The following is a 24,170-nucleotide window of genomic DNA, read 5'->3' as shown; positions in this document are numbered from 1 at the left end:
TAACGCAGAAGTGATATTCCTCATCTTACCTGGAAAGGATAACTTTTTCGACAAGTTTTTTGCCCAGGCGTTCAAAGATTACAAGGTAAATTCCGTTTGCCATTGATGATAAATCAATCGATTCAACGCTGTTATCAGAATTGCTTACTGATCGTGTGATTAATACTCTTCCTGATAAATCCGCCAGTTTAAGGACTGGAGAGGAAATTCCGCTTGCCTGGGGATTATAAGTTTCATTTTCGATAACTTCCTGGAAATCAATATTCAATATGCCCGAACTTGGATTGGGATAGACTTTCAGGCCGGGTTTATCCTGATTTGCAATCAAACCGGTAAATTCCAAAATACCTATGTCAGGAGCGGAATAATGTGGTACACTGGTTCCGATGAAGTCTTTTGTGATATTAATATTGATTCCGTTGTCGATGGCCGGAGAATTATTCGCCAGGTTGAAATCGTCGGCAAGAATGTCAACAAACAGCGGATCTTTTTCAAATGAATTCAAATCAACTTTCAGATCCTTCTGCAATTGGTCGAGTGTACTGTATGATTTACCTGCAATGGAAGCAAAGCCAGCCTGCTGAGGGAAATAGATGTTATTATCGGATGCAATTTTGGCTGAAAGTTGCGTAATGGCTTTCTGACCGTTTTCAAAGAAATAGAATATGTTATTACAAAGTGTGAGATCAGCGTATGTGGAACTGACTGATTCATTGTTGCCGGCAAATACATTATTATAAATGCGGGCTTTGGAGAGAACACTGGGTATCAGAATGGCCACGTCATTTTCTTTGAAAATATTGTAATACAGATCATTAGATTCTGCTGATGAGCTGATCCCTTCACCTTCACTGCTGATTGTATTGTATCGGATTGTAAAATGCTTTCCTTCAACTATCCGTATGCTGTTTTCACTTCCTTTCAGCAAACACATTTCAATTGTTATATTATCACTTGTGCTTCCGAGAAAGTATACAGTGCTTACCGAGTTCGGGGCTTCAAGCTGAAGTCCCGTGATACTGATGTTCTTCTTTTCGAATGAGCTGATCAGGTAAGTGGTCGTATTGCTTACTATACGTGGCAAGGCTCCAGTACCATATGATCCGATTTTTACATTACTCGCCCCTATAATTACTTTGTCTTCATTGGCTGTAGTCCCTTTCTTCTGCAGGTAGGATTTGCCTTCAGCCCATTTTACATCTGCCCATGAATTGTACGGATGGTCTTTGGTCCCGTTTTCAAGCGCATCTCCAGTGTTTTCAGGATCAATATAAATGTTACCGTCTGTAACAATAGGAGGGGGTGAAGGAGGATTTACAACAACAGGCGGCTCAACCGATGGAGTATCCGGGTCGGGTGGATTTTCAACTGTATACGCTACATATTCCCATGCTCCGATATCAGGATTTCCGACAACAGGATTTAAGGCATAATCCTGGGTTATTCCGTCACTTACACCCTGGTTGATAGCTTTGGAAGCTGTTGTTTTCAAACAATAATCGTTTCCTTTAAAATTGACAAAATAATCATCTGCAGGAACAGAACCGATCTCCAGGTTCCTGTCTACTGTATTGCCGCCGGTTAATGAAACATACATATTGTTTATCACGGTTGTGTTGGTGGCTCCTTTAACATCCAGCTTACCATTTATTGTGTTTCTCACAACAGTATATTTATCACCGTTTTCGATAAAAATAGCTTTGTCGGAACAATTATAAATAAGGTTGTTTGATATTTTTATGTTTTTTCCTTTACCTGACCATTCATCACTAACATAAATTCCCAGATTGGTATTGAAGATCTTATTGCGCTGGATTAAGGTTCCGTTACCATTCCTGTCGTGGATGCCAATACCTGTATTTTTAATAAGGTTGTCTTTGTAAACATGTCCTGTTGATGCCTGGTACTGATCGTTGGGCGGGGCTACCCATATAGCGGCCACTATTGCATTTTCCATGTAACAGTTTTTTACAGTTACATGGTGAGGCTGCATTTCATAACAATTTGCATCACCCGGAGCTGTGATATAAACTGAAGAGCTTCCCCCCAAAAACCGGCAATCCTCAATTGTGGTATTATCCATTCTTACCTGCACAGCATAATATGATATCTGATTGGTAAACTGCCCGGTTTCAACAAGGCAGTGCTTCATTATACCGCCATGGTTGCCATCTGCAAACCTAACTCCTGACTTGGCAGAGCTTCCGAACCGGCAATTCGTTAAATAAATAGGCCCGGATCCGATTTTTATATGAGAAGGTTCAAAATTGGTAACTCTGCCTACCGTGTCAAATTCGCAATTTATAAGCTCAAAAGGATCATAACTGGCTGTATCAGCATAACTCGAAGTACTTATCACAAACATGGACTGGCGCCCGTTTATATCATTGTTGTGCAGGTAAACGTTGTAAAAACCAAGATTCCTGCTGGTTCTGTAGACTTCCATGGCACACCAAGTATAATCCTTTATATCCACATCATATACATACAGGTATTCACACCGCCCCGCTTCCTGATTATCTTCATCCCCAAAATAAAAACACTGGCTTTGTAAAGGAGCATTGGTCCCGTCAAAGACCGGTTTTTTACCTTTTCCGTACGCAGCAATGAGCATGGGATGGCGGGCATCTGAAATAATACCTGAAATTATGGTTGTCTCTCCATCAGATACGGTACCCCTTTTAAGAAAATATCCATAACCCGGTTTGAATGCGACTGAACTTAGGGAGTTATAAGGGTTTGCTCTGGTTCCGTTACCCTGTGAGCCCTGGAAATTATAGAAAATGCAGGAAGACTTTTCCTTTACCCTTATTTCACATGTATCCAGTTCATATCCGTTTATATTATCAGTGGTTCTGATAATCAGATTGATCACGGTATCCTGCTGAACAATTTTTCCATTGATCCCCGATGCATCCGATATGGTGATCAAACCCGAAGTGCTGTTAATTGAAAATGCAGAACGGAAATTCCTCTCAATTGAAAATGTAATTGTACCCTTTGACATCCAAGTATACGTCTTGAGCCAGATACCCACATAATCATTGTTTTCTACAACTTCCGGAATGGCATACTTTTGCTTCACGGCAAGCACATAAGTGCTGTCATAACTTGCTTTTACCGTTTGAATACTTGCTAATACAACTAAAATGAGACAGACCAATCCCTGTTTTTGACTTAACTTTCCAATCTTACGCATACTCAATTAGCTGAAACGTGAAAAAATATTGACGAATGGGTTAATTTTTTTGATGAATATACGAGAATAATTGACGAAAGTTATGATTGGTGATATATATCACCCATTTGAACGGAGGCAAAAACTCATTATGTTGAAAATTGTTAGTGAATTATATATCCTAAAAAACTTTTTTCCGTAGAAAATTTGATGCGATGCTATTCTTAGATTCTTTTTTGAACTTCGCGATCTGACAGTTTAAGATATGAAGTTTTTAATAAATACCCTTACAGCATGGGATGAGCCTCCCCGTGCAAGACACCAGGTAGCAGGGGCTCTTGCGAAAAAATATGATGTGGTTTTTGTTTCCGCCAATAAAAAAGGATTTCCGAAAATCAAGAAGTATCCGGTTCATTCAAACCTGACTGTAATCCAGCCATTTTTCCCCATTGATGTGCGCATCCGTTACCGGATTCCGTTGTTAAATGAAATTTACCAGGCATGGCTTTTCAGATGGCTGAGGAAAAGATACAACGACAGAAAGGTGATTAACTTTGACTTTACCGCACACAAAATTTTCAGGTATTTTAAAACTGTATATTATTACTGTAATGATAATTTTTCATCGATCAGCCGTAAGATAAATGTCTGGCCGATTTACAGGTACCATGAGTACTGTGAACGGAAAATTATGAAGTCATCGGTGTTCTGCATTGGAACATCACCAATGATTACTGCAAACCTGCTGAAATGGAATCCTTCGAGTTATGAAATTCTGCTTGGTGGTCCTGATATCCATGAATTCGATGTGATTCCTGCTGCTAAAAATGAAACGGAACACCCGTTGAACATTGGACTGGTAGGGTTCATTTCGAATTATAATCTATCATCTGATTTGGTTAATAATATATTGCAGAATGTTGACTGTATAATCACTTTTATTGGCCCTGTTGATCCTCAATTCTATGAGAATATAGAAAAAAAGGACAGGGTGATTCGTAAAGGTACTCTTACCGATAAGGAACTGCTTGCTGCTGTGAATGATTTTGATGTGGCCATCGCGCCGTATGCAAACAAAAAAGTAAATGAAGGTGGAATTCCGAACAAAATGTTTATTTACCTTGCTGTGGGGAAACCCGTTGTAACCACAAAACTTAAGAGCTTATCAACGATCGATTTGCCCGAAAAATTAATTTATCCTGTGGATGAAATGCATCATTTTCCGGACTTAATTGTTAAGGCATTTAATGAGAATAACAGCGAACTTATACAATCCAGGGTGAATTTTGCAAAGAATAACACATGGGATTTACGTATGGATCAATTTATTACATATTGCAAATAACTTACACTTTCAATGCGGATCATTATTAATGCGGATGACTTTGGACTGACAAATGAATTGAATCAATGTGTAAAAGTCCTACATGACAAAGGTATTATTTTGAGTGCCACTGTAATAGCTAACTCTGAATCATTTGATGATGCAGTAAAGATCATAAAATCTTCTCCCGGACTGGGCGTTGGGGTTCATCTTTGCCTTGACGGCCCTTTCAATATGAACAATTATCAGAATTCGACTATTGATGCATCTAAAAATCAGTTCTTTGAAAGGGATGAAACTATCCGCAAACTCAGAACTTTCAGTTTTTCAGTCGACGATATCTTTAAGGAATATGAACTGCAGCTCCAAAAGGTTTTTGATAACGGCATAAAAGTAACCCATTTAGACCACCATCACCATTTACACCTGTATTTTCCCATATTATTCCAGGTAATCAAACTTGCCAAGAAATACGGAATCCCTTCCATCCGTTCACAACGTATAATTGCCCCCCGCAAACCCGATTTTATTAAAAAAGGCTACCGTAACCTGCACCAGTTTATTACAAGAAACAATCTGAAAACACCTGATGGCTACTTCGAATTGTTTCGGTATCCTCAAAATGCTGTAGAACAGAATCTTGAACGATTATCACTAATGCTTCAAACTGATTATAAATGTGTTGAAATCGAAAGTCATCCAAATGACAGTAATGACTTTGACACACTTTTTCTCCAGAATCCTTTGTTTTTGAACTTAATGAAAGATCATACCTTAGTAAATTATAAAAATCTTTAGACGAATATAAATGAAACAACTAATCCAGAATTTTAAAACAGGGGAACTTTATGTCGATGAGTTAGCTGCTCCTTCCATCAGTGAAGGTTATGTTCTTATTGCCAATTCCTATTCTCTTATAAGCGCAGGTACTGAAAAAACTACGGTGAGTACCGCCCAGGCAAGCCTTCTGGGAAAAGCCAAAATGCGACCTGACCTTGTAAAACAGGTATTGCAGAATTATAAAAAGGAAGGGCTCAAAGCCACCATCGAAAAAGTCAAAACAAAGCTGGATTCACTTAAAGCATTAGGCTACAGTAGTGCCGGTATTGTACTAGCCTCTATGGACAGGACCGGAAAATTTAAACCGGGTGACAGGGTAGCCTGTGCCGGACTTGGGTATGCTTCACATGCCGAAGTGGTATGTGTACCACAGAATCTTGTAGCCAAAATACCGGATAATGTGGAAATGAAATATGCCAGTTATACAACCCTGGGAGCCATAGCACTTCAGGGTGTAAGGCAGGCAGATCCCAAACTTGGTGATAACGTATGCGTGATTGGCCTGGGTTTGCTTGGTCAAATGACCTGTCAAATCCTGCGAGCTAACGGCTGCAATGTTTTTGGAGTTGATGTTTCAGCAAAAATGGTCAGGCTTGCAAACGATACCCGGGCAGCCACTGCAATTGAACGCAATGATCCGAATTTGATCACCGCTGCCGAAAACTTTACAAATGGAAACGGATTCGACACAGTTATCATTACAGCGGCAGGACAGACAAATGACCCTGTCGAACTTGCAGGGCAGATACTCCGAAAAAAAGGCGCCGTTGTCATTGTTGGTGCGGTTAAAATGGAACTGCCCCGTGACCCCGATTATTACAGAAAGGAACTGGAACTAAAAATGTCATGTTCCTATGGCCCCGGACGTTATGACACTTTTTATGAAGAAGAAGGTCTTGATTATCCCTATGGTTATGTCAGATGGACTGAACAGCGGAATATGGAGGCCTTTTTAAAATTGATTTCAAACGGTAGTGTTGACCTTAAACCGCTTACAACGCATGTTTTCAATATTGAACAGGCAGTAGACGCTTACGATATCATACTCGGAAAGAAAAGCGAATATTTTGTAGGAATAGTACTCGAATACCCTGATCAGGCTCTTGTGAAAAAACAGGCGGTATCTGTAAACCCCCTTTCAATTCAGAAATTCAATATCGGTTTTATTGGTGCCGGAAGTTTTGCGCAGTCTTATCTCCTGCCGAATGTAAAAAAGTTCGGATCTTTGGATACGGTTGTTACCCGCGATGGCATGAATTCGAAAAACGTTGCACAAAAATTCGGATTCAGTAAATCCTCCTGCAATGCCTCAGATATCCTGAATAATTCAGCAATAAATACATTGTTTATAGCTACACAGCATGATACACATGCCAGTTACACAGTTGAAGGTCTGAAAAGCAACAAGGCGGTTTATGTTGAAAAACCACTTGCCATGAACCGCGAAGAGCTGAGTGAAGTGATAAAAGCCTATAACGGCGCTTCCTCGCCGGTTTTAATGGTAGGCTTTAATCGCCGGTTTGCCCATATCAGCCAGGAAGCCAAACAATCACTCAAAAATATCGGTGAACCGCTCATTATGAACTTCAGGGTGAATGCGGGATTCATTCCGAAAGACCATTGGACACAAACTTCATCAGGAGGGGGTAGAATAGTTGGTGAAATCTGCCATTTTATTGACCTGATGCAATACTTTACGGATGCTGAACCAATCAGGGTGTTTGCCGAATGCATTACTACAACAAGCGACAAGATTAAAAACGACGATAACATTTCAATCACTGTGAAATTTACTGATGGTTCTGTCGGAAGCCTTATCTATACAGCCAATGGTGACAAAGCCCTTCCGAAGGAACGTTTTGAAATTTTTGGCGGCAATTCTGTTTTCATCATTAATGATTTTCGGAGCGGTGACTGGTATCACGACAACAAGGAAAAGCAGATTAAAACAAGTGGTAAAGGTCATGTTCAGGAAATTGATGCTTTCTTTAATTCACTTTCATCCGGTCAGGGTTCCCCGATTCCTTTCCGCTCGCTCTGCCTGACCACTCTTGTAACGTTTGCCATCCAGGATTCACTTATTACAGGTTTACCACAGGAAATTTCGCTTTAATGACGGAAACTGTCGAGAACAAGATTGAAACAAGCTTTGAAAAGCTGAAAGCATACTGTGAAAATCAGCGGTTCAAAGGATGGGATCCTTTTGACGGCTTGAACAGCCGGTTTTTTAAAAGCCTTGTTTTTCTGAACCGGAATAAGTATTTCAGGCTATTCTGGATACAGGCTTTCAAAAAAAATCCGGTTAACCTGCGGAAGCCGCTTTTTGTAAAGAAAGATTATAATCCAAAGGGACTGGCATTATTTCTGAACGGGTATTGTAACCTGTATCATGCCGGACACGATGAGACTATTCTGAAACGCATAAATGAACTGGCCAGGAAGGTGATTGAATCCAAATCTTCAGGGTATTCGGGTTCCTGCTGGGGATATAACTTCGACTGGCAATCACTCGCATTTTTTCAGCCCAAATTCACACCTACAATTGTTGGAACTACCTTTGCAGGCTATTCATTGCTTGATGCATATGATATAACCGGTAACCGCGAATATCTTGATGAAGCAGTAAGCTCAAGCCATTTTATCCTCAAAGATCTGAACCGTACTTATGATGCTGGCGGAGATTTTGCTTTTTCATATTCTCCTCTTGACAGTACAAGTGTATTCAATGCATCATTGTTGGGAGCACGATTGTTGTCAAGAATTTACAGCTATACAAAAGATAATGAACTGATCACATCTGCTGAAAAAGCGGTTGCATTCTGCTGCAAACACCAGAATGAGGACGGTTCATGGGCATATAGTCCTTTGCCGTTTCACCAGTGGATTGACAGCTTTCATACCGGTTATAATCTTGAATGTATATATGCTTACCAGGTTTTCAGCGGGAACAAATCTTATGAAAACAACCTGAAAAAAGGCCTCGGATATTACCTGGATAATTTTTTCCTGCCGACAGGAATGCCGAAATATTATAATAAATCCGTTTACCCGGTGGATGTACATGCCCCTTCACAACTGGTTATGACACTAAGCCGGATGGGTGTTTTACCGCAACACAAAGAACTTGTCGACCGGGTTTTGAACTGGACTATTGATCATATGCAGGACAAAAGGCAGGGTTATTTCTTCTATCAGCAAAACAAGTGGTATACAATCAAAATACCCTATATAAGATGGTCACAGGCCTGGATGTTTTATGCCCTTTCTGAATATATTAAATCGGTTAAAAAAAGTAATCCTTTATAACTATACTGAAATTCCATCGTAAAAAAACTATATCACGCATAACAAATAAACGGATTCATCAAATTGTAACGAAATCAGGATTTTGCAAAGCATTTAATCTCTAATTTTATAGGCAAAACATTTAGACCTTTATGAAGATTTGGTTTGACCTTTCGAATTCTCCACACATCAATTTATTTGCTGCACTTATCCGGGATCTTTCCAGAGATCATGAAATAATGATCACTTGCAGACCACTGGCTAACACCATTGAACTCCTTGACTTGTACCAATTCAAATACACTGTTGTAGGTAAGCATTATGGAGGGAAACTTACAAGTAAACTTTTCGGCTATCCTGTCAGAGTTTCACAATTGTATAATTTCCTGAAAAAACAAAAACCGGATATTGCCATTTCACAGAGCTCTTTTCACAGTCCGATTACAGCATGGCTTCTTGGAATCCCTTCTATTTATATGAATGACAACGAGCATGCGATGGGGAATATTCCTTCGTTTGTATTTGCTACAAAGATCCTGATTCCTGAGTTCCTTGACCGCAGAAAGGTTCATAAGCAATGGGCACGTGATTCCAAAATTATCCAGTATCCGGGGGTTAAAGAAGGTATTTACCTCTGGAACAGTCCAATCAGTTATAAGAATCAAGAAGTACAAAAAATATATGTAAGGCCTGAACCATGGATTGCTCAATACTATAAAGGTGCTGTCAATTTTCTCGATGACCTGCTGCTGTATTTGAAAGACAGGGCTGAGGTTGTACTTCTTCCCAGAGGAAAAGAACAGGCTGTTCATTACGAAGATGAGCGGTTTAAGGGTATAGTTGTTTTAAATAAGCCCCAGAGTTTGCAGGATATCGCCTCTCAATGCAGACTTTTTATCGGCGCCGGTGGCACGATGACAAGGGAAATGGCCGTCCTGGGGATTCCTACAATTTCCGTATACCAGGACACTTTACTCGATGTTGATCAGTACCTCATTGATAAGGGGATGATGATCCATAAACCGGATCTTACAGGCGAATTTGCGTACGAGTATCTTCAGAAATGCGAAAACCAGGAGCCGAATTATGACCTGCTTCAGCGCGGTGAAGAAACGTACAATTTAATTAAGGAAATGCTGATTCATAAACTTTCAGTGGTAACAGTATGATAAAAACCGGAATTATTGGCCTTGGAAAGATGGGCCTGTCTCATGCTTCAATTATTAATGCGCATCCCGACCTTGACCTGGTTGCTGTTTGTGATGCATCTGCCCTGATCCTTGAAGCCCTCAGGAAATACGGAAATTTTAAAACGTATTCCGACTATAACCAGATGCTGGCTGAAAATGACCTTGAAGCCCTGTTTGTGGCTACTCCTACAAAATTCCATGCTGAAATGGTGTTAAAGGCCCTGGCTAAAAAAGTCAATGTATTTTGTGAGAAACCATTCAGCCTCACTGTAGGCGACGGATTGAAAATGGTAGAACTTGCATCATCCAATAATCTTGTGAACCAGGTGGGCTATCATAACCGCTTCATTGGTACTTTTAATTTCGTCAGGAAATTAATACAAAGTAAAATCCTTGGCGATTTGTACCATTTTGTGGGCGAGGCTTACGGCCCTGTTGTTATTAAAAAGAAGGAAGCCACATGGCGCTCCGAAAGTTCGGAGGGTGGCGGATGCCTTTTTGACTACGCTTCACATGTGATTAACCTCGTACAGTTTATTCTGGGCGATATTCACGATGTAAACGGAGTAATGCTTAAAAAAATATTCTCAAAAGGAGTTGAAGATGCTGTATATTCAGGAGTATCGCTCGAAAGCGGCCTCACCGGGTTACTTTCTGTTAACTGGAGCGATGAAACCTATCGCAAAATGTCAACCCAGATAACCGTAATGGGAACGGAAGGCAAGATCATAGCCGATGCACAGGAAGTGAAAATTTACCTGAGGAGCGACAATCCCCAATTCGGATTTGAGAAAGGCTGGAATATGAGATATATTACCGATCTGACCGAGAATGTGGATTTCTATCTCAGAGGCGAAGAATACTCTGCACAAATCGATTATTTTGCCCGCCAGGTAAAAGCGAAAAGTGTCGAGAATGTAAACTCTTTTTCATCTGCACTCAAAACAGATATTGTAATTGACTTAATCAAATCAAAAGCCAGCTAAGCAATATGGACAGAATATTATTCGGAGACAACCAGTTTTTCGCTGTCAATCATCTTTCAGATGAAAAATCACGGGCACAGTCCATCCAGTTCAGAAAGAATGATGCAATAATAAAAGTTCTTGATATCGCGATTGAAGAGGGTGTTAAAACGTTTATGTGCACAACACATGACCGGATTTCATCCGTATGCGACCATATCAGGGCAAATCCCGCACAGTATAAAGGCTTCAAGATTTATCCCTGTATGCCGTATGCTCACAAATATGCCAATGCGGTTACAGAACTTGGTATAGTGGGTGCTTTAAAAGAATATCTTCCGGGAAATATCTTTTCCACACTGGCAAAGGGTGGGATGGCATTTGCCCGCAAGGACTTCATCGCCATGATGGAACTGATGATCGATGCTGAAATGAAAATGTTCAAAGGGATAGATACGCCTGTCATCTTCATTCAGAATGTCATCACGGACCTGATATTGGGGTTGGGTATGAAAGATGTATTCAAGGCATATCATGAGTACATAGTAAAAAAATACAACGCAGAACCGGGCTACATAACAATGAACATGCCTTTGTTACTTGATACATTGGAAGGTATCGGGATAAAAAATCCGATTATCTGCAGTTCAATCAATAAAATCGGCTTTCGTATGTCAGGCGGAAAAGAGTTGTATGAGAAAACTATACGCGAAAGGCAATTCAGGCCAATTGCAATGCAGGTTCTGGCTGCCGGGGCAATACGTCCCAATGAAGCATTCGAATATGTATGCCGCCTGCCGAATATTGAGTCAATTCTTTTTGGAGCTTCGTCACGTGAGCATATAAAAAATAGCGTAGAAACAATTAAGAAAATCGGTTAATCTCTTTCTCATTTTCACTCTCATGGAACAGATTAATATTTGGGGTATTAAAATTAACCCCCTCACAAAATCAAATATCCTCGAAATAGTGGATAATCATATTGCTCATAATGACAGTTTATTTCAACTAACAGGGGTCAATCCTGAAACAATAAGTCATGCCACTCAGATACCCGAGCTGCGACAGGCAATTTATGATTCAGAGATTGTGAATATTGATAACATGCTTGTGACCACTTGTTTAAGATTGCTTCATTACAAGGTACCTGAGAGAGCAGCATGTACCGATATTTTTGAGCTGCTTCTTGAATTGGCCGAAAAAAAAGGATATACAGTATATTTCCTGGGTGCTTCCCAGGATGTGATTGATAAAATGAAGGCAAACTTTGCGAAAAAATATCCAGATCTTAAAATTCTTAAAATGCGGAATGGCTATTTTAAGCAGGCAGATGAAGCCGGAATTGTTGAAGAAATAAGTACTCTGAGCCCTGATATGCTTTTTGTGGGATTGCCAACGCCTCAGAAAGAAGTGTTCATACATAAATACAAGAACGTACTGAATGCAAGATTTGCACAAGGTGTGGGAGGAGCATTTGATTGTATGGGTGGCAAAGTGAACCGCGCTCCAAAGTGGATGCAAAGGATCGGACTTGAAGGAATTCATCGTACGTTACAAAACCCTCATTATTATGGGAAACGATATAAAGTCCTATACCTTCCCTTCCTGAAAATGTTTTTAAAAGAGATAAAGTTCCATCTTCCAAAAATACCCCGTAAGGTTCTGCTTTTTATTGGGATACTCATGGAGTATTCAATTATAGACCAGGTATCTTTGTTAATAAGCTGAAATGTAATTATTCATATAACAGATTAAAATTTATGTCGAAAATATTAGTAACAGGTGGTGCCGGAATGATTGGATCAAACCTGGTAAAAAGACTTGTTAAGGAAAATCATAATGTTTTGATTATTGATAATTTATGGCGGGGAAAGCTCGACTACCTTAATGATGATAACGGGAAACCATGTATTGACCTTAACAGGAATTTCTTCAATATCGACCTGTCGCAGCCAATTATTGATCTTAAACCTTTTGAAGGCACTGATTACATTTATCATCTGGCCGACGTAGTGGCTGGTATTAGTTATGTATTCAACAACCAGGGAAGCATTTTCAGGCAAAATGTAATGATCAATTCGAACACAATTGAAATGGCAAGGCAACTGAGAGTAAAGGGCTTTATTTATGCCGGCACGGCCTGTTCATTTCCTCTCGAACTCCAGAATTCTTTCGATTATAAACTTCTTAAAGAAGATGAACTTTTTCCCGCCAATCCTGAATCTGCCTATGGCTGGAGTAAGCTGATGGGATTATATGAGGCTGATTTTCTTGAAAAAGAATCCGGAATTCCGGTACTCACTCTTATTTTTCATAACGTGTATGGAGCACCCTGTGATTTCGGCACCGCACGCAGTCAGGTAATACCTTCACTTATCCGGAAAGCCATCAATTATCCTTCGGAAGATTTTATTGTTTGGGGTAGCGGACGGCAGGGCAGGGCATTTCTGCATATCGATGACATAATTAACGGGTTGATCCTCGGTCTTGAAAAAGGTCTTGGAAAAGGATACATTCAGATTGGTCCTGATTACAGTACTACGATTGCCGAACTGGCATCACAGATAGTTGAGATTTCAGGAAAAGATATCAGGATTGTCTTTGATACCACAAAACCGGAAGGAGATAAAGCCCGTGCTGCTAATTATTCAAAGGCCACAGAAGTACTTGGATGGAAGCCCCGGGTATCATTAAAAGAAGGATTGACAGCCACATATAAGTGGATTGAACAAAGAATTGCGGAACAGAAAGACTGACTACAAATTCAATTTGAATTTAATTTTGTAGAAAGGGGTTAGCAAACCGGCCCTAAAAGTTATTCTTTTTACTGTCGGAATTAATCCCGGATTCAAAGGATATTCATTGTATTCACTCCACAATTGATCCAGTATCTTTCTGTGCAACGGGTAGGATGGATTCCTTTGCCATCTTTTATTCGATGACAGAATTAGTGTAACCAGGTGATGAGAATTGTAAGGATTTATATCTTCCTGTGCAATATCTTTATCCATTGTTATTTGAGTGCCCCAGTTGGCGAGCCTCTCTTCCCAATAGAACAAACTAACCGGATCCAGGTCGTATTTCGAACAAAACGTTCCTGCCTCCTTAATCCATTCATCATAATATTTCACGGCAAAATCATAACGCTGTATTCCATAATTCAGTCGTGCCAGTTCAAAGCCATCCGGGTTTTTAAGACCAAACTTAAAATGCTCCAACCCGGCAGAAGCAGTGTTTCCCGGTAAGTTAACCCGATTGGGAAAGTATTTATAATAGTGATAAACAACCGTAAGAAATCTTCGCGATGCCAGTGGATTGTTATCAAAATAAATTTTTTCAAAATCCGGATCTACATCCTTTGAAAATGTTTCAATATGAAACGTCTTTCCCAGTTTCTCACAAATATTCCGGGGGATAATAAGATCCGGATCATTTTCCGGCATCCCCGGGTATTTATTTATATAATAGTAGATATCCTTTTGAATATTCCTGAAAGCTCCGAAAAGAGTTCTTGAATCTTTTCCTGCAGTTACCGGAAGCATGAGATCGTAGCGGTTAGCTATGGATGATGCATAACCTTTTATGACGGATGCGCAATCTTTTGCCACCACATCAGCCGGGCGATTTCCAATGGGTTTTACAGGCCAGAAACGGATGATATTCTGATTGGCTGTATCCAGATAATGATTGGGAAGCAACTGCCGGATCTCATCATACACCGTAAGATTACCGATATTGGCACTAAAAAATTTTATAAAGTCGTTGGAATGATAATATTTTAAAATCTCCCGGTTTGTTGTAAAGGTATAGCCAAGCATTCTGGCAATTAGATGAGGCTGGGATGATATCCACCCCTTTTTTACCGTACTGTAGAAAACTTTCCGGGTTGCGCTGGCATCGGTGAAAATTGAAATGTGATTTGCTTTAGAAAAAATGAAAACAAACCTTCCGGCCAGGTGAAATGTCTCTTCAATGAAATCGTTAAGGTCATTTTTAAAGTAATTCTGTAAAATCTGATCATTTGACCATTCAGGATTGCGGTAATCAAAAACATCACCTAAAAGGATAATTCTGGTATCCTTTTTTTCATAAAGAGTTACCCCTAAATCAATGTGTGAATAAAGGAAATAGTTATCCGTTATTTTGTATTTGTGATTTTCGAACGGACACTCAATAGCTTCAGGAACCAACAGATACTGCCTTCGGTAATAAAGACGCTTCTTCTCACTGTCAATCATCACACGTATTTATCTCCTCTTTATCTTATTCTTCCCGGCAGTAGTGTAAATTAATTTTTTGAAATAAAAAAACTTTATGGTTGACTCACCCGGATAGGGAAGCTTTTCAACACTTATTCGCTGTAAGTTTGTTTTTATAATATCTTCATGGAGACCATGTGTGCCGAAAGTAAGGTCCGCTACATTCTCGATGTGCCTGAAATAATCCAATGAAATGGTACGATCAGAATATGGAAATGCAAATACTTTGTAATCAACACCAAAATTTTCTCTGACAAAGTCAATGCTTTCCACAGTTTGTTTTACCTGTTCGGACACACTTAATTCTGCGAAATTAGGATGGTCAATGCTGTGACCACCGATTGAAAAACCTTCAGCTACAAGTTTATTTATCTGACGGGAACTCATATACGGTTTAACATCTCTAAGTATATCAGAAATATTAACACCAACCGCATCAAGAAGTTCATCTACCACATATCTCTTTGAAACAGGCAGATTAAATACCTCTTTACTTATTTCTGAGTTCTCAGGCAGATTCAGTGCAGCTTGTACTGCATTCCTGAGATTTCTGTTCTTCTGAATTTTATCAACAATGAGACCTTTTTTATTATCATAGTTCAATTCTTTATTGTCAATAAAATTCTTTGTGACAAAGAAGGTGGCCGGTATTTTTTTTTCTGAAAGAATTCCGGCAGCTATATCATATACTTCGCGAAAACCATCATCAAATGTGATCATAAAAGAATGCTCAGGTATTGGTGCACCTGTAGTTATGTGCCCTATAAGATCTTTCATTCCGAGAGGATTGTAATGCCGGCACAGAAAATCAAGATCCTGCCTGAAAACCTTAGTGTTCCTGTAGTGGTAAACAGGCCAGACATATGGCAGCATCTGATCTGAAACCATATGGTAATTGATGATTAAGGGATTCACATTTGAAACCCGCCTGAGAAAACGCAAGGGAAGCGCAGAACTGAGTTTCATCGTATTGATCATCATGCAGATCGTGTTTTACCGGGAAATTGCGGTATACCGGGAATGCAGTATTTCAGCTATGGCTGACCAGGTGAAGCCTTCAACCAGGTTCTTTCCATTTGCGCCAATCCTGTACCTTTCTTCAGGTTTTGTAATAAGAAACTCAAGTGCATTGACAATATCGTCGTTACTGTTGTGGTTAACCGAAATGCCTTCTTCATATTCTTTGAAAATGCCATAAATTCCAGAATTTTTTGCACAAATTACAGGTATGCCCATTGCCATGGCTTCAAAATAAACTCTTCCGAATGTTTCGAAATAGCTTGGCATGATGAAGATATCATGCTTATACATTTCTTCACCTATTTCTTCATAGGGAATATATTCGATAAAACTTACAACAGGCTCCATTTTAAGCGAAATTGCCTTCTGTTCAAGTGATTTTTTCTCAGGCCCCCGTCCTATAACAGTTAAATGAACTTCATGCCTTCCGGAGATTACGTGAATTGCATCAATCACTTTATCAACGTTCTTTAATGGTATTAGTTCACATACAGTGAGAACCTTAACCGGACCGGTCTTTTGTGGTTTTTGTGGCTTAATAAAGGAAGAATTGAATCCTAACGGGATGAGTTCAAGGTTCGGTATCTGCAGTTTTTTAAAAAAGGTATAATTCGAATGATTTATCGGATAAACACCTGAGGCTTGATTTAATATTCTTCTTCCTGTTCTTGCTGAAATCGGATGATCGAAATAAAATCGTTCATTATGCGTGGTGATGACATAAGGAATTCCGTATTTCCTGCACAGCATGTTGGCAAGCATCCCGTCAGAATATACAAACTGTGCATGAATGATGTCAAATTTACCTGTACTCAGAACTTTTAGAATTCTTTTCCTGTTGAAGTAATAAAGCGTGCGGCTCAGCAATGAGTGCATATCACGGAAAGTCCACCATGACAAGAATGGCATGATCTCAACACGGAAACCATTGATGAATTTTGTATCATAAATTTTCGGTAGTTTACAGGTTATAATATTTTTTAATAAAACTAACGGATTGAGGTCAATCTTAAGTGGTTTAATGATTATGATCTCATCTCCGGGATAACTTTTTTTGTAATTCAAATAAGTCTGAAATACAAAATCATTTCCCTTTTTGATACCGGGAACCGGCAGAATACTGGCAATCGAAAGGATTCTCATGAAAAATTACCTAATCAATATAATTCATCACTTTTCCTGTGAATACCGAACCAACCAAGGATTTTCCATTTTAAAAAGCTGGCCGTATACACACCGTATTTCATTAAAATATATTTCCAGGCAGTAACACTTGTAGCATGCTTTCTGTGGAACTGAATATCCTTGCGGATATTGGTATTTGATTTTATTGAAACGAGGCTGTCGAAAAACTGAGCGAAACTTTTGTTTTTAATATGACTGATTCCTGTTGTGGCTGTATCATTCAACAGTTGCAGGTCAGGGTAAACCAGGTTATGAAATCCAGCCTCCTTCATTCTTACGCCATAGTCAATATCGGCATGGTATTGTGGAAAACGTACGTCATCGAAGTACCCCACAACTTTTACAATATCACGATGGATAAGCACTCCCTGGCCCAGGAACCAGTCGACTTCAATAATTTTGTTATACTGTGGCCCATCGGTTTCCTGCCTGCCAATCAGGCTCCTGGCACCGGTTTTTGAATTATAGGTTCCCCCAATTCCGAATATCACTTCAGGCCGAATTTTATAATAGAGTTTTGAACATATGACCGTTTTACCGTCCCAGGTTTCAATTATTTTCTGAAGGTTTTCAAAATAATTATTTACCGGGTATATGTCATTCTCCCAAACCATAATATAATCACAGTTCAGGGATTCAAAGGCATATCTCATACCCACGTTCATACTTCCGCTGTACCACAGGTTTCCGTTTCCTTTCAGAACTATGACTTCAGGGTAATTCTTGTTGATCCATTCACCGGTACCATCAGTAGATCCGTCGTCCGTTACAATGATATGTATCTTATTTTTTGTAAATAATGAAGTACCTTTCTGTTCATTCAGTATTCCAAGGCATTCCTGTGTATACGGAAGCCGGTTATGAACCGGAATAACAAATCCAATGCTTGTCATGTACAATAGTTTTAGATGCTTATTTTAATATTTTGGATATCAGTTTTTTCTTTTTCAGGTAATTATAAATAAATGCTTTTTTACCGGGGATCCTGTAAGTATAAAAATAGAAGAAATCATTCAGTTCCTTTTTGTAGGCACATCCGAAATCAACGATATCCTCCTTGCGGGCAAATGAAATGTCATCACCCTTAAGATTGAAAATCAGGTTCATCTCATGGGGCTTAAGTGCTCGTTGAAAAGTCTGCAATTTGTTCTTTGTCGGTTTCGAAGTAATCACATAGGGAGCCGTAACTTTTAACATATCCTTTTCACCATATAAATCCACGGCAAAATCATAATTACTCAGTTCAGGAACCAGGATTTTCAACTTTTCAGGTAGCAATTCGAAATACGAATCATATACGCAAAAAGAGTCACGTAATGGCTTAAACCGATAAGGCTCTCCTTCAAGCCTAAGCGGGGCCTGGCCAACGAAGTTTGATGCATCAAGTTTATGAGTTCCCTGGTCATTAAAATTGGATGTAAGGGAACGCCTCGGGAAACTAAAATACCGGTTTGTGTCAGCAAGAAAGGCTGTGAAATACTTTTTCCATGAAGTTTCCGGCCAATTGATAATATCCCTGTGAATGGGTATATTGGAAATATCAGGATGATTTTCAAACCAGGTACTGAAATTTTCCCAGTGTTTTTTAGTCCAAGCTTGTCCCAGTGATGATGGGAATTGCATGAAATATACATCAGACTCGTCCTCAAGAGGCTGGAAGGTTATATCATTGATGTCTTCATAAGTATGATTATACAGTGAAATACCACCTATCTGATCATCATTTTCATAATATTCCAGGGCTTTCTGAGCGTATTCATAAAAATACGGCGACACAAAAAGATCATCTTCAAGAATGATTACAGAACCATACTGCATGGAAAGACTTCCACAGGTGAGAATATGCTTTTTTAACCCCAACCTGTTTGGCTGATAAACCACCTGTTTTTCACCGAAAGACCAGTTGAACTTTTCAGCGATTTCCTTCACAGGATAATTTTCAGGGGCTTTATTATCAATACTTATTATAAGCTTTGCATTCTCAATATTCTTTGCCCTTGAAAGGGAATACAGCACCCTTTCAAGCGAGCGGGGCCTGTTAAAAGCAACAACAACAATGACAGGATTATACTTCATTTTACTTGTAGAATAGAAATCGGTTATTCATGTGATGCCATTCTTTTACGTAAAAATTTAAAAACGTTTAGAATATCTTCTCTCTGATCGAAAACTAAATGGAGAAAATACAGAACAGCCAGAATTACAGTTAATTCTTTAAGATTAATCCAGACAGATACCACCATAAGACCGGAAAGAATGACTTTAGGGACCCAGAACCGCAGTATTACTGGCATTGTATATCCGAATGATTTTTTGAAACCGTAATACATCACCAGCGGTATATCAAAAAGAATGAAGGCGAGCGAATAAAATCTCAGTACATGAATCATTGATATAAAGGCCCCGGCCCCAATTGAAAGAATAATTATAATATTGGTGGGAATACCCAGGAGCATCAGTATTCTTTCCCGACCTTTCAGGATAAATATATTTCCGGTGGTGGAATTGAGGGTTTGTGAAAGTATGAGTATTCCTATGTAGGGGAGAAGATCGGCCACCTGGATCCAATTTTCAGACCACAGGATCAGAACAAGCGGTTTGGCAAAAAAGATGAGAAGAATGCTCACCGGAAAATTAAGTAAACTTACAATTCCCAACGTGTTCAAATATTCTTTATTCACATCGCCACCCTGCGACTGGAGGTCTTTCAGGCTCGGATAAAGTACTTTTCCGAAAAGGCTGCTCATAACATTCAATGCAAGGTTTAATAATTTATATGCCCTGTCGTATATTCCAAGACTTGCAGTACCGAAGACCTTACCGATTATAAGGTTATCCGAATTTCGTGCCCAGTAATTCAACAGGTTAAAACCGGTAAGATTTCCTATGATCCCTTTTGCCTTTCTGAAACCAACAACAATGAACTTCCGTTTTAACCATCTGAAACGGATATTGGCAGCCCTGTGATACATGATAATCCTGAGAATATTGCCTGCAATACTGGGTAGAATCAGTGACCAGTAAGAGAATCCCAGGTAAGCAAAAACCATCATTATTAAAATTTCAGTTCCGGTGCATACCAGTTCAATGATACCAAGCTTCTGAAATTTAAGATCTTTCGACAAAATTCCGAATGGCACCATGGTAAAGGAGCGCAGAATGAAGCTCGATGACATGATGATTGTTGGCAGAACAAGTGCGGGGTTATTGTAAAACAGAGCAATGGGGTAGGCCAGCAAAACGACAATTACAGCCAGTATTACACCTATCATAACCGAAAGGAAATGAATGGCTGAATGAAAAAGTCTGTTATAATCACTGCGGATAATCAGGTAGGACAACCCGGCGTCGGAAAATTGATTGATAAAACCGGTGAACACTGTGATCAGTGCTACAAATCCATATTCTTTGGGTAGTAAAAGCCTTGACAGTACAATACTGGAAAGAAAACTCAGAATTTGTGTCGTATAACTGAATCCTCCCAGTACGATTATATTTTTAAACAGGCTTTTACGAAAACTCATGCTTTTTTACCTTTAAGTTTGTAGTTTATCTTGAAAATAAGAACATACCAAAGACACCTGACATATTCGGACATTGTGAATCTTCTGTCCTTATGAAGGTGCTTATCATGCCAGTCAAGACTCTTTGTGTCACCTTTTAATTTGCATTTCAACAGATACAGACCGTAATATGCCCTTATTGTTTTGTATTCTTTTTCAATACCGGGTATTTCAGAACGGTAACGGTGCAGTTCCTGCTCCCTGAAATTCAAAGATGTTCTGAACCTGTCGACATACTTGCTTGTGTAGGTTTCTTCATGCCTCCTTGTAAAACTCAGCACCTGGAAAACAAAAGCCACATCATACATACTTAACAGTTCAAAGGCAAGCGTAGTGTCGAAATGGTAGCTGCTGTAACTGTAAATTACAGGAAATGTCGATATCCTTTTCAGTGCTTCCATGCGGTAGAGAACTGTTGTCTCAGATCCTGTTATATCAATAGTGTCCATAAGTTGCAGCCTCAGTATATCCTTACCGTTAAACAGGGATCCGTCCATAATATTCAATCCCTGGCAGCTTACTTTACGGCCATCAATGCGGTAGGAGGAACAAAACCCGGCACCGGGATTTTTTTCCATCAAGGCTACCGTTTTTTCAAGATATTCCGGAAATAACCAATCGTCAGCGCAAACTACCTTAAAGTATTTGCTTGAATCATTAATCGGTTTAATTGTATTGTTGAAATTAGTGGTCATATCCACAAATTCAGGATTGGTGACCACTTTAAGACGAGGATCCTTCCTTGAATATTCTTCGGCAATTTCAGGTGTCCTGTCAGTGCTTTGGTTATTGATTACAAAACATTCCCAGTTTGCGTAGGTCTGGGCCAGAATACTGGCAAGGCACTCAGAAAGGTATTTTTCACCGTTATATACAGGAACACCAATAGAAACAAGGGGTGAAGAATCGTGCATCATCATAAATTGTTTTTTATGTAAGGAATAACCCTATCGGAAGTCTGTATTTTTATATTTTTCTTAAAAATCTTTGGTATCACTTTCTTTCTGAGTTCAAGAAATGGCTCTTCAACAAACATAGTGGCCAGTATGGCCATTGACAAAGAAATCACTGTATAAACTGCCAGGCCTAATCTTCCCGGACCCATTATATCAGTTATTACCCACACAAACATCGGATGCCATAAATACCAATTATAGCTGTAATATCCTATTGAACGTAAAATATAAAATCTGCTGAAATCGAGATAATAGGCTCCAAGGATGATCATAAAAAAGCATACCGGCGTCAATGATTGCAAGACGATCCGTTTATATACAAGGTCAGCAGTGTTGAGATTTATATAAATGGCAACTGAAAACAATATGATTCCAAGAAGTGATAATAAGGGCATCCATTTTATTTCTTTCAACCTTTTTCCGAATCCCGTAATCACAAGATTTAATAGTACTCCCCAGGCCAGTGCGTCTATCCGGTTATGAGTCCCGGTATATGTATCGCCGCTTTTGGTATAATAAAAGGATACATACTTTGCAACAATACCAAAAAGAATGGCGAAAATGACCGCACCGTATAACGCTTTCCGTTTATTTCGTTTAGGTGAAAAAAGCTGAATTGAGACAAAAACAAGCGGCAGCATAATATAAAAGTGTTCTTCCACACAAAGTGACCAGATATGATCAAATACCCAGTGCACAGGATATTCATCGTAATTCTGGAAAAAGAAAATATATTTTTTAATGTCAGATAATGGAATCAGAAAATCGGGATGTGAAATCCTGTAAAGAACAAAGGCAATTAACGAACCGAAGATCAGAAAAAAATAGTAGGAAGGCCATATTTTGAAACCACGCTGCAGAAGAAATTTAGGCACATTGATCCGCTGGTCTCTTTCAAAATCCCTTGTCAATAATCCTCCGACAAGTAATCCGGAGATGACAAAAAACAGGTCAACTCCAAGATTCCCAAATTTAAGTTTGTGGTGAAAATGATAGATGACTACACCGATAATCGCGATGGCACGAAACACATCAAGCGACGAAACCCGGTCATTGGCTTTGATAGCGCCATAGAGTTTCGTATTTTTAATTATCCGGTGTATTAGTTTTCCGGGAAAGGTTGAAAAAAACCAAACCAGTATTCTTTCATAGAAAACAAACCATCCGTTTATCATCTTGTTTAAAGCGAGATTCATGGGTTGTGCAGGGCTATTTGATCTTTATGAGCTGATTGATCAATATCGATAACGTATAGCAGGCAGCACAGGGCACATATAAAATCAGCCTTTTCAAACCCGCTGGCTGTTATTATTGAAAGTGTGAACCCTATAAAAACATATTTTATGTACAATTTGTTGCCTGACAGCTTTGAGGTAAGACCTTTAAAAAGAATCCCAAATACCCCTGCCAGGAAGAAAACGCCAAAAAGTACATATGAACCGATAATTCCAATGTCACCGAGATAATAGGCATTGGCAATTTTGATTTTTTCAATAAGGTTCCCATAGGGAGTATTGCTGAAAGCCACGCCGTTACCTGTTATATAGGCAACTTTTGTACTGTAAAAATCAGTCAGAAAGTACCTGGCTGCCCTGAAACGAATATAGTCTGCGCCCTGCGACCGGTTTCTTGTGGTTTCTTCCAGCATACCCTGAAAAATGGGCTGAAATAGAAAGAAAAGAAGAACCACACCTGCACCTCCGATAATGAAAATGCCCACTCTTGATCTTACTTTCCTTCCGAAAAGGATGGCAAGCAAAATTACAAATAACATCAGGGCCATGGTTTGACGTCCACCGAGAAGTATAAAAACGGAAAAGGAAAGGAGCATGAAAACCAGGTATCTTGGCCTGTTGGTTCTTAAAAAAGCGAGAGCGCTCATGAAAAAGCAGATGGCAAGATAATCGGAACCTGCAAGATAAATCCTGATGGTACCTCTGCCTATCAGTATAAATGTATCAAACAGTATCTTTGGGTAAGCAAAAAATTGGGCTAAAAATAAAAGACCATGAAGAATACCGAAAACGATAATGATTTTTTCAATATCCGATGTTTTGGGTCGCATCTGATGAAGAAGCAGGTAAAACAGGTAATAGAAAAGAGCTCTTTCAGCAAATAATGATTGCACAAAGGTTTGCTCACGTGTATAAGCAGCAGTAAGGACGCTTGTAAGCAAAGACAAAAAAATGAGGCCTATAAACACAGTGAAATGACGTTTTATTTTCGAAGGATCGCCATAAACACCATGTATGATAAGCAAAACAATCACGAGTGCCAATCCGGCAAGATCGACCATTTTATGGCCTGTGGAACTCAGGAATATTATATTATAAAAAGATGTCGAGCAAAGAATAACAAAACTGATCAGAAAATTATTAAAGGTTCTGTACATCTTAGGTGCATTG

The 24,170-nt window shown here is 39.3% G+C and carries 19 protein-coding genes; 9 read left to right on the top strand and 10 right to left on the bottom strand.

Translation table 11 applies throughout. From position 1 onward, the window contains the following. Window positions 1–25: 25 nt before the first annotated feature. Window positions 26–3,199, bottom strand: coding sequence for a right-handed parallel beta-helix repeat-containing protein (locus tag VK179_13440; GenBank protein ID HLO59745.1), 3,174 nt, complete (start codon window positions 3,197–3,199; stop codon window positions 26–28). A 244-nt stretch (window positions 3,200–3,443) separates the two neighbouring features. Between VK179_13440 and VK179_13435 the strand changes: the two genes are divergently transcribed. From VK179_13435 to VK179_13395, 9 genes are all read left to right on the top strand, one after another. Further along, complete coding sequence (locus tag VK179_13435) at window positions 3,444–4,523, top strand: glycosyltransferase (protein HLO59744.1); 1,080 nt, start codon at window positions 3,444–3,446, stop codon at window positions 4,521–4,523. A gap of 12 nt (window positions 4,524–4,535) precedes the next feature. Next, the gene (locus VK179_13430) at window positions 4,536–5,300 is read left to right on the top strand and encodes a ChbG/HpnK family deacetylase (protein HLO59743.1); all 765 of its coding nucleotides are present in this window, start codon (window positions 4,536–4,538) and stop codon (window positions 5,298–5,300) included. A 10-nt stretch (window positions 5,301–5,310) separates the two neighbouring features. After that, window positions 5,311–7,455 carry a bi-domain-containing oxidoreductase gene (locus tag VK179_13425; GenBank protein ID HLO59742.1) on the top strand — a complete coding sequence of 715 codons (2,145 nt, stop codon included), beginning with the start codon at window positions 5,311–5,313 and terminating at the stop codon, window positions 7,453–7,455. Then, window positions 7,455–8,648 (top strand): hypothetical protein, encoded by a 1,194-nt coding sequence (locus VK179_13420; protein ID HLO59741.1) that lies wholly within the window; start codon window positions 7,455–7,457, stop codon window positions 8,646–8,648. The genes VK179_13425 and VK179_13420 overlap by 1 nt, the downstream gene beginning before the upstream one ends. Before the next feature lie 131 nt (window positions 8,649–8,779). Then, window positions 8,780–9,796: a DUF354 domain-containing protein gene (locus VK179_13415; GenBank protein HLO59740.1), complete on the top strand. Its 1,017-nt coding sequence runs from the start codon at window positions 8,780–8,782 to the stop codon at window positions 9,794–9,796. Further along, window positions 9,793–10,803 (top strand): Gfo/Idh/MocA family oxidoreductase, encoded by a 1,011-nt coding sequence (locus tag VK179_13410; GenBank protein HLO59739.1) that lies wholly within the window; start codon window positions 9,793–9,795, stop codon window positions 10,801–10,803. The genes VK179_13415 and VK179_13410 overlap by 4 nt, the downstream gene beginning before the upstream one ends. A 5-nt stretch (window positions 10,804–10,808) precedes the next feature. After that, window positions 10,809–11,663: a hypothetical protein gene (locus VK179_13405; protein ID HLO59738.1), complete on the top strand. Its 855-nt coding sequence runs from the start codon at window positions 10,809–10,811 to the stop codon at window positions 11,661–11,663. 22 nt (window positions 11,664–11,685) lie between these two features. After that, on the top strand, window positions 11,686–12,510 hold the full coding sequence (locus VK179_13400; GenBank protein HLO59737.1) for a WecB/TagA/CpsF family glycosyltransferase: 825 nt from the start codon (window positions 11,686–11,688) through the stop codon (window positions 12,508–12,510). Window positions 12,511–12,542: 32 nt separating this feature from the next. Next, window positions 12,543–13,538 (top strand): NAD-dependent epimerase/dehydratase family protein, encoded by a 996-nt coding sequence (locus VK179_13395; protein HLO59736.1) that lies wholly within the window; start codon window positions 12,543–12,545, stop codon window positions 13,536–13,538. Here the strand turns inward: VK179_13395 and VK179_13390 are convergent, their stop codons facing one another. The 9 genes from VK179_13390 to VK179_13350 are packed head-to-tail and all read right to left on the bottom strand — an operon-like array spanning window position 13,539 to window position 24,157. Then, window positions 13,539–15,020 carry a hypothetical protein gene (locus VK179_13390; protein HLO59735.1) on the bottom strand — a complete coding sequence of 494 codons (1,482 nt, stop codon included), beginning with the start codon at window positions 15,018–15,020 and terminating at the stop codon, window positions 13,539–13,541. A gap of 9 nt (window positions 15,021–15,029) precedes the next feature. Further along, the gene (locus tag VK179_13385) at window positions 15,030–16,022 is read right to left on the bottom strand and encodes a polysaccharide deacetylase family protein (GenBank protein HLO59734.1); all 993 of its coding nucleotides are present in this window, start codon (window positions 16,020–16,022) and stop codon (window positions 15,030–15,032) included. A gap of 12 nt (window positions 16,023–16,034) precedes the next feature. Beyond that, the gene (locus VK179_13380; protein HLO59733.1) at window positions 16,035–17,204 is read right to left on the bottom strand and encodes a glycosyltransferase; all 1,170 of its coding nucleotides are present in this window, start codon (window positions 17,202–17,204) and stop codon (window positions 16,035–16,037) included. A gap of 14 nt (window positions 17,205–17,218) precedes the next feature. Continuing rightward, window positions 17,219–18,139 (bottom strand): glycosyltransferase family 2 protein, encoded by a 921-nt coding sequence (locus tag VK179_13375; protein HLO59732.1) that lies wholly within the window; start codon window positions 18,137–18,139, stop codon window positions 17,219–17,221. A 19-nt stretch (window positions 18,140–18,158) separates the two neighbouring features. Beyond that, on the bottom strand, window positions 18,159–19,322 hold the full coding sequence (locus VK179_13370) for a glycosyltransferase (protein HLO59731.1): 1,164 nt from the start codon (window positions 19,320–19,322) through the stop codon (window positions 18,159–18,161). A gap of 23 nt (window positions 19,323–19,345) precedes the next feature. Next, window positions 19,346–20,770, bottom strand: a complete 1,425-nt coding sequence (locus VK179_13365; GenBank protein ID HLO59730.1) for a lipopolysaccharide biosynthesis protein — start codon at window positions 20,768–20,770, stop codon at window positions 19,346–19,348. After that, complete coding sequence (locus VK179_13360) at window positions 20,767–21,729, bottom strand: glycosyltransferase family 2 protein (protein HLO59729.1); 963 nt, start codon at window positions 21,727–21,729, stop codon at window positions 20,767–20,769. Before VK179_13360 ends, VK179_13365 begins: the two co-directional genes overlap by 4 nt. Further along, window positions 21,726–22,961, bottom strand: coding sequence for an acyltransferase (locus VK179_13355; GenBank protein HLO59728.1), 1,236 nt, complete (start codon window positions 22,959–22,961; stop codon window positions 21,726–21,728). The genes VK179_13360 and VK179_13355 overlap by 4 nt, the downstream gene beginning before the upstream one ends. After that, the gene (locus VK179_13350) at window positions 22,958–24,157 is read right to left on the bottom strand and encodes a hypothetical protein (protein ID HLO59727.1); all 1,200 of its coding nucleotides are present in this window, start codon (window positions 24,155–24,157) and stop codon (window positions 22,958–22,960) included. Before VK179_13350 ends, VK179_13355 begins: the two co-directional genes overlap by 4 nt. Window positions 24,158–24,170 lie beyond the last annotated feature (13 nt).

The organism is Bacteroidales bacterium (genome assembly GCA_035299085.1).
Classification (GTDB): domain Bacteria; phylum Bacteroidota; class Bacteroidia; order Bacteroidales; family UBA10428; genus UBA5072.
The sequence above is the reverse complement of the archived record's forward strand: the minus strand, read 5'-3'. Positions and strand labels throughout refer to the sequence as shown.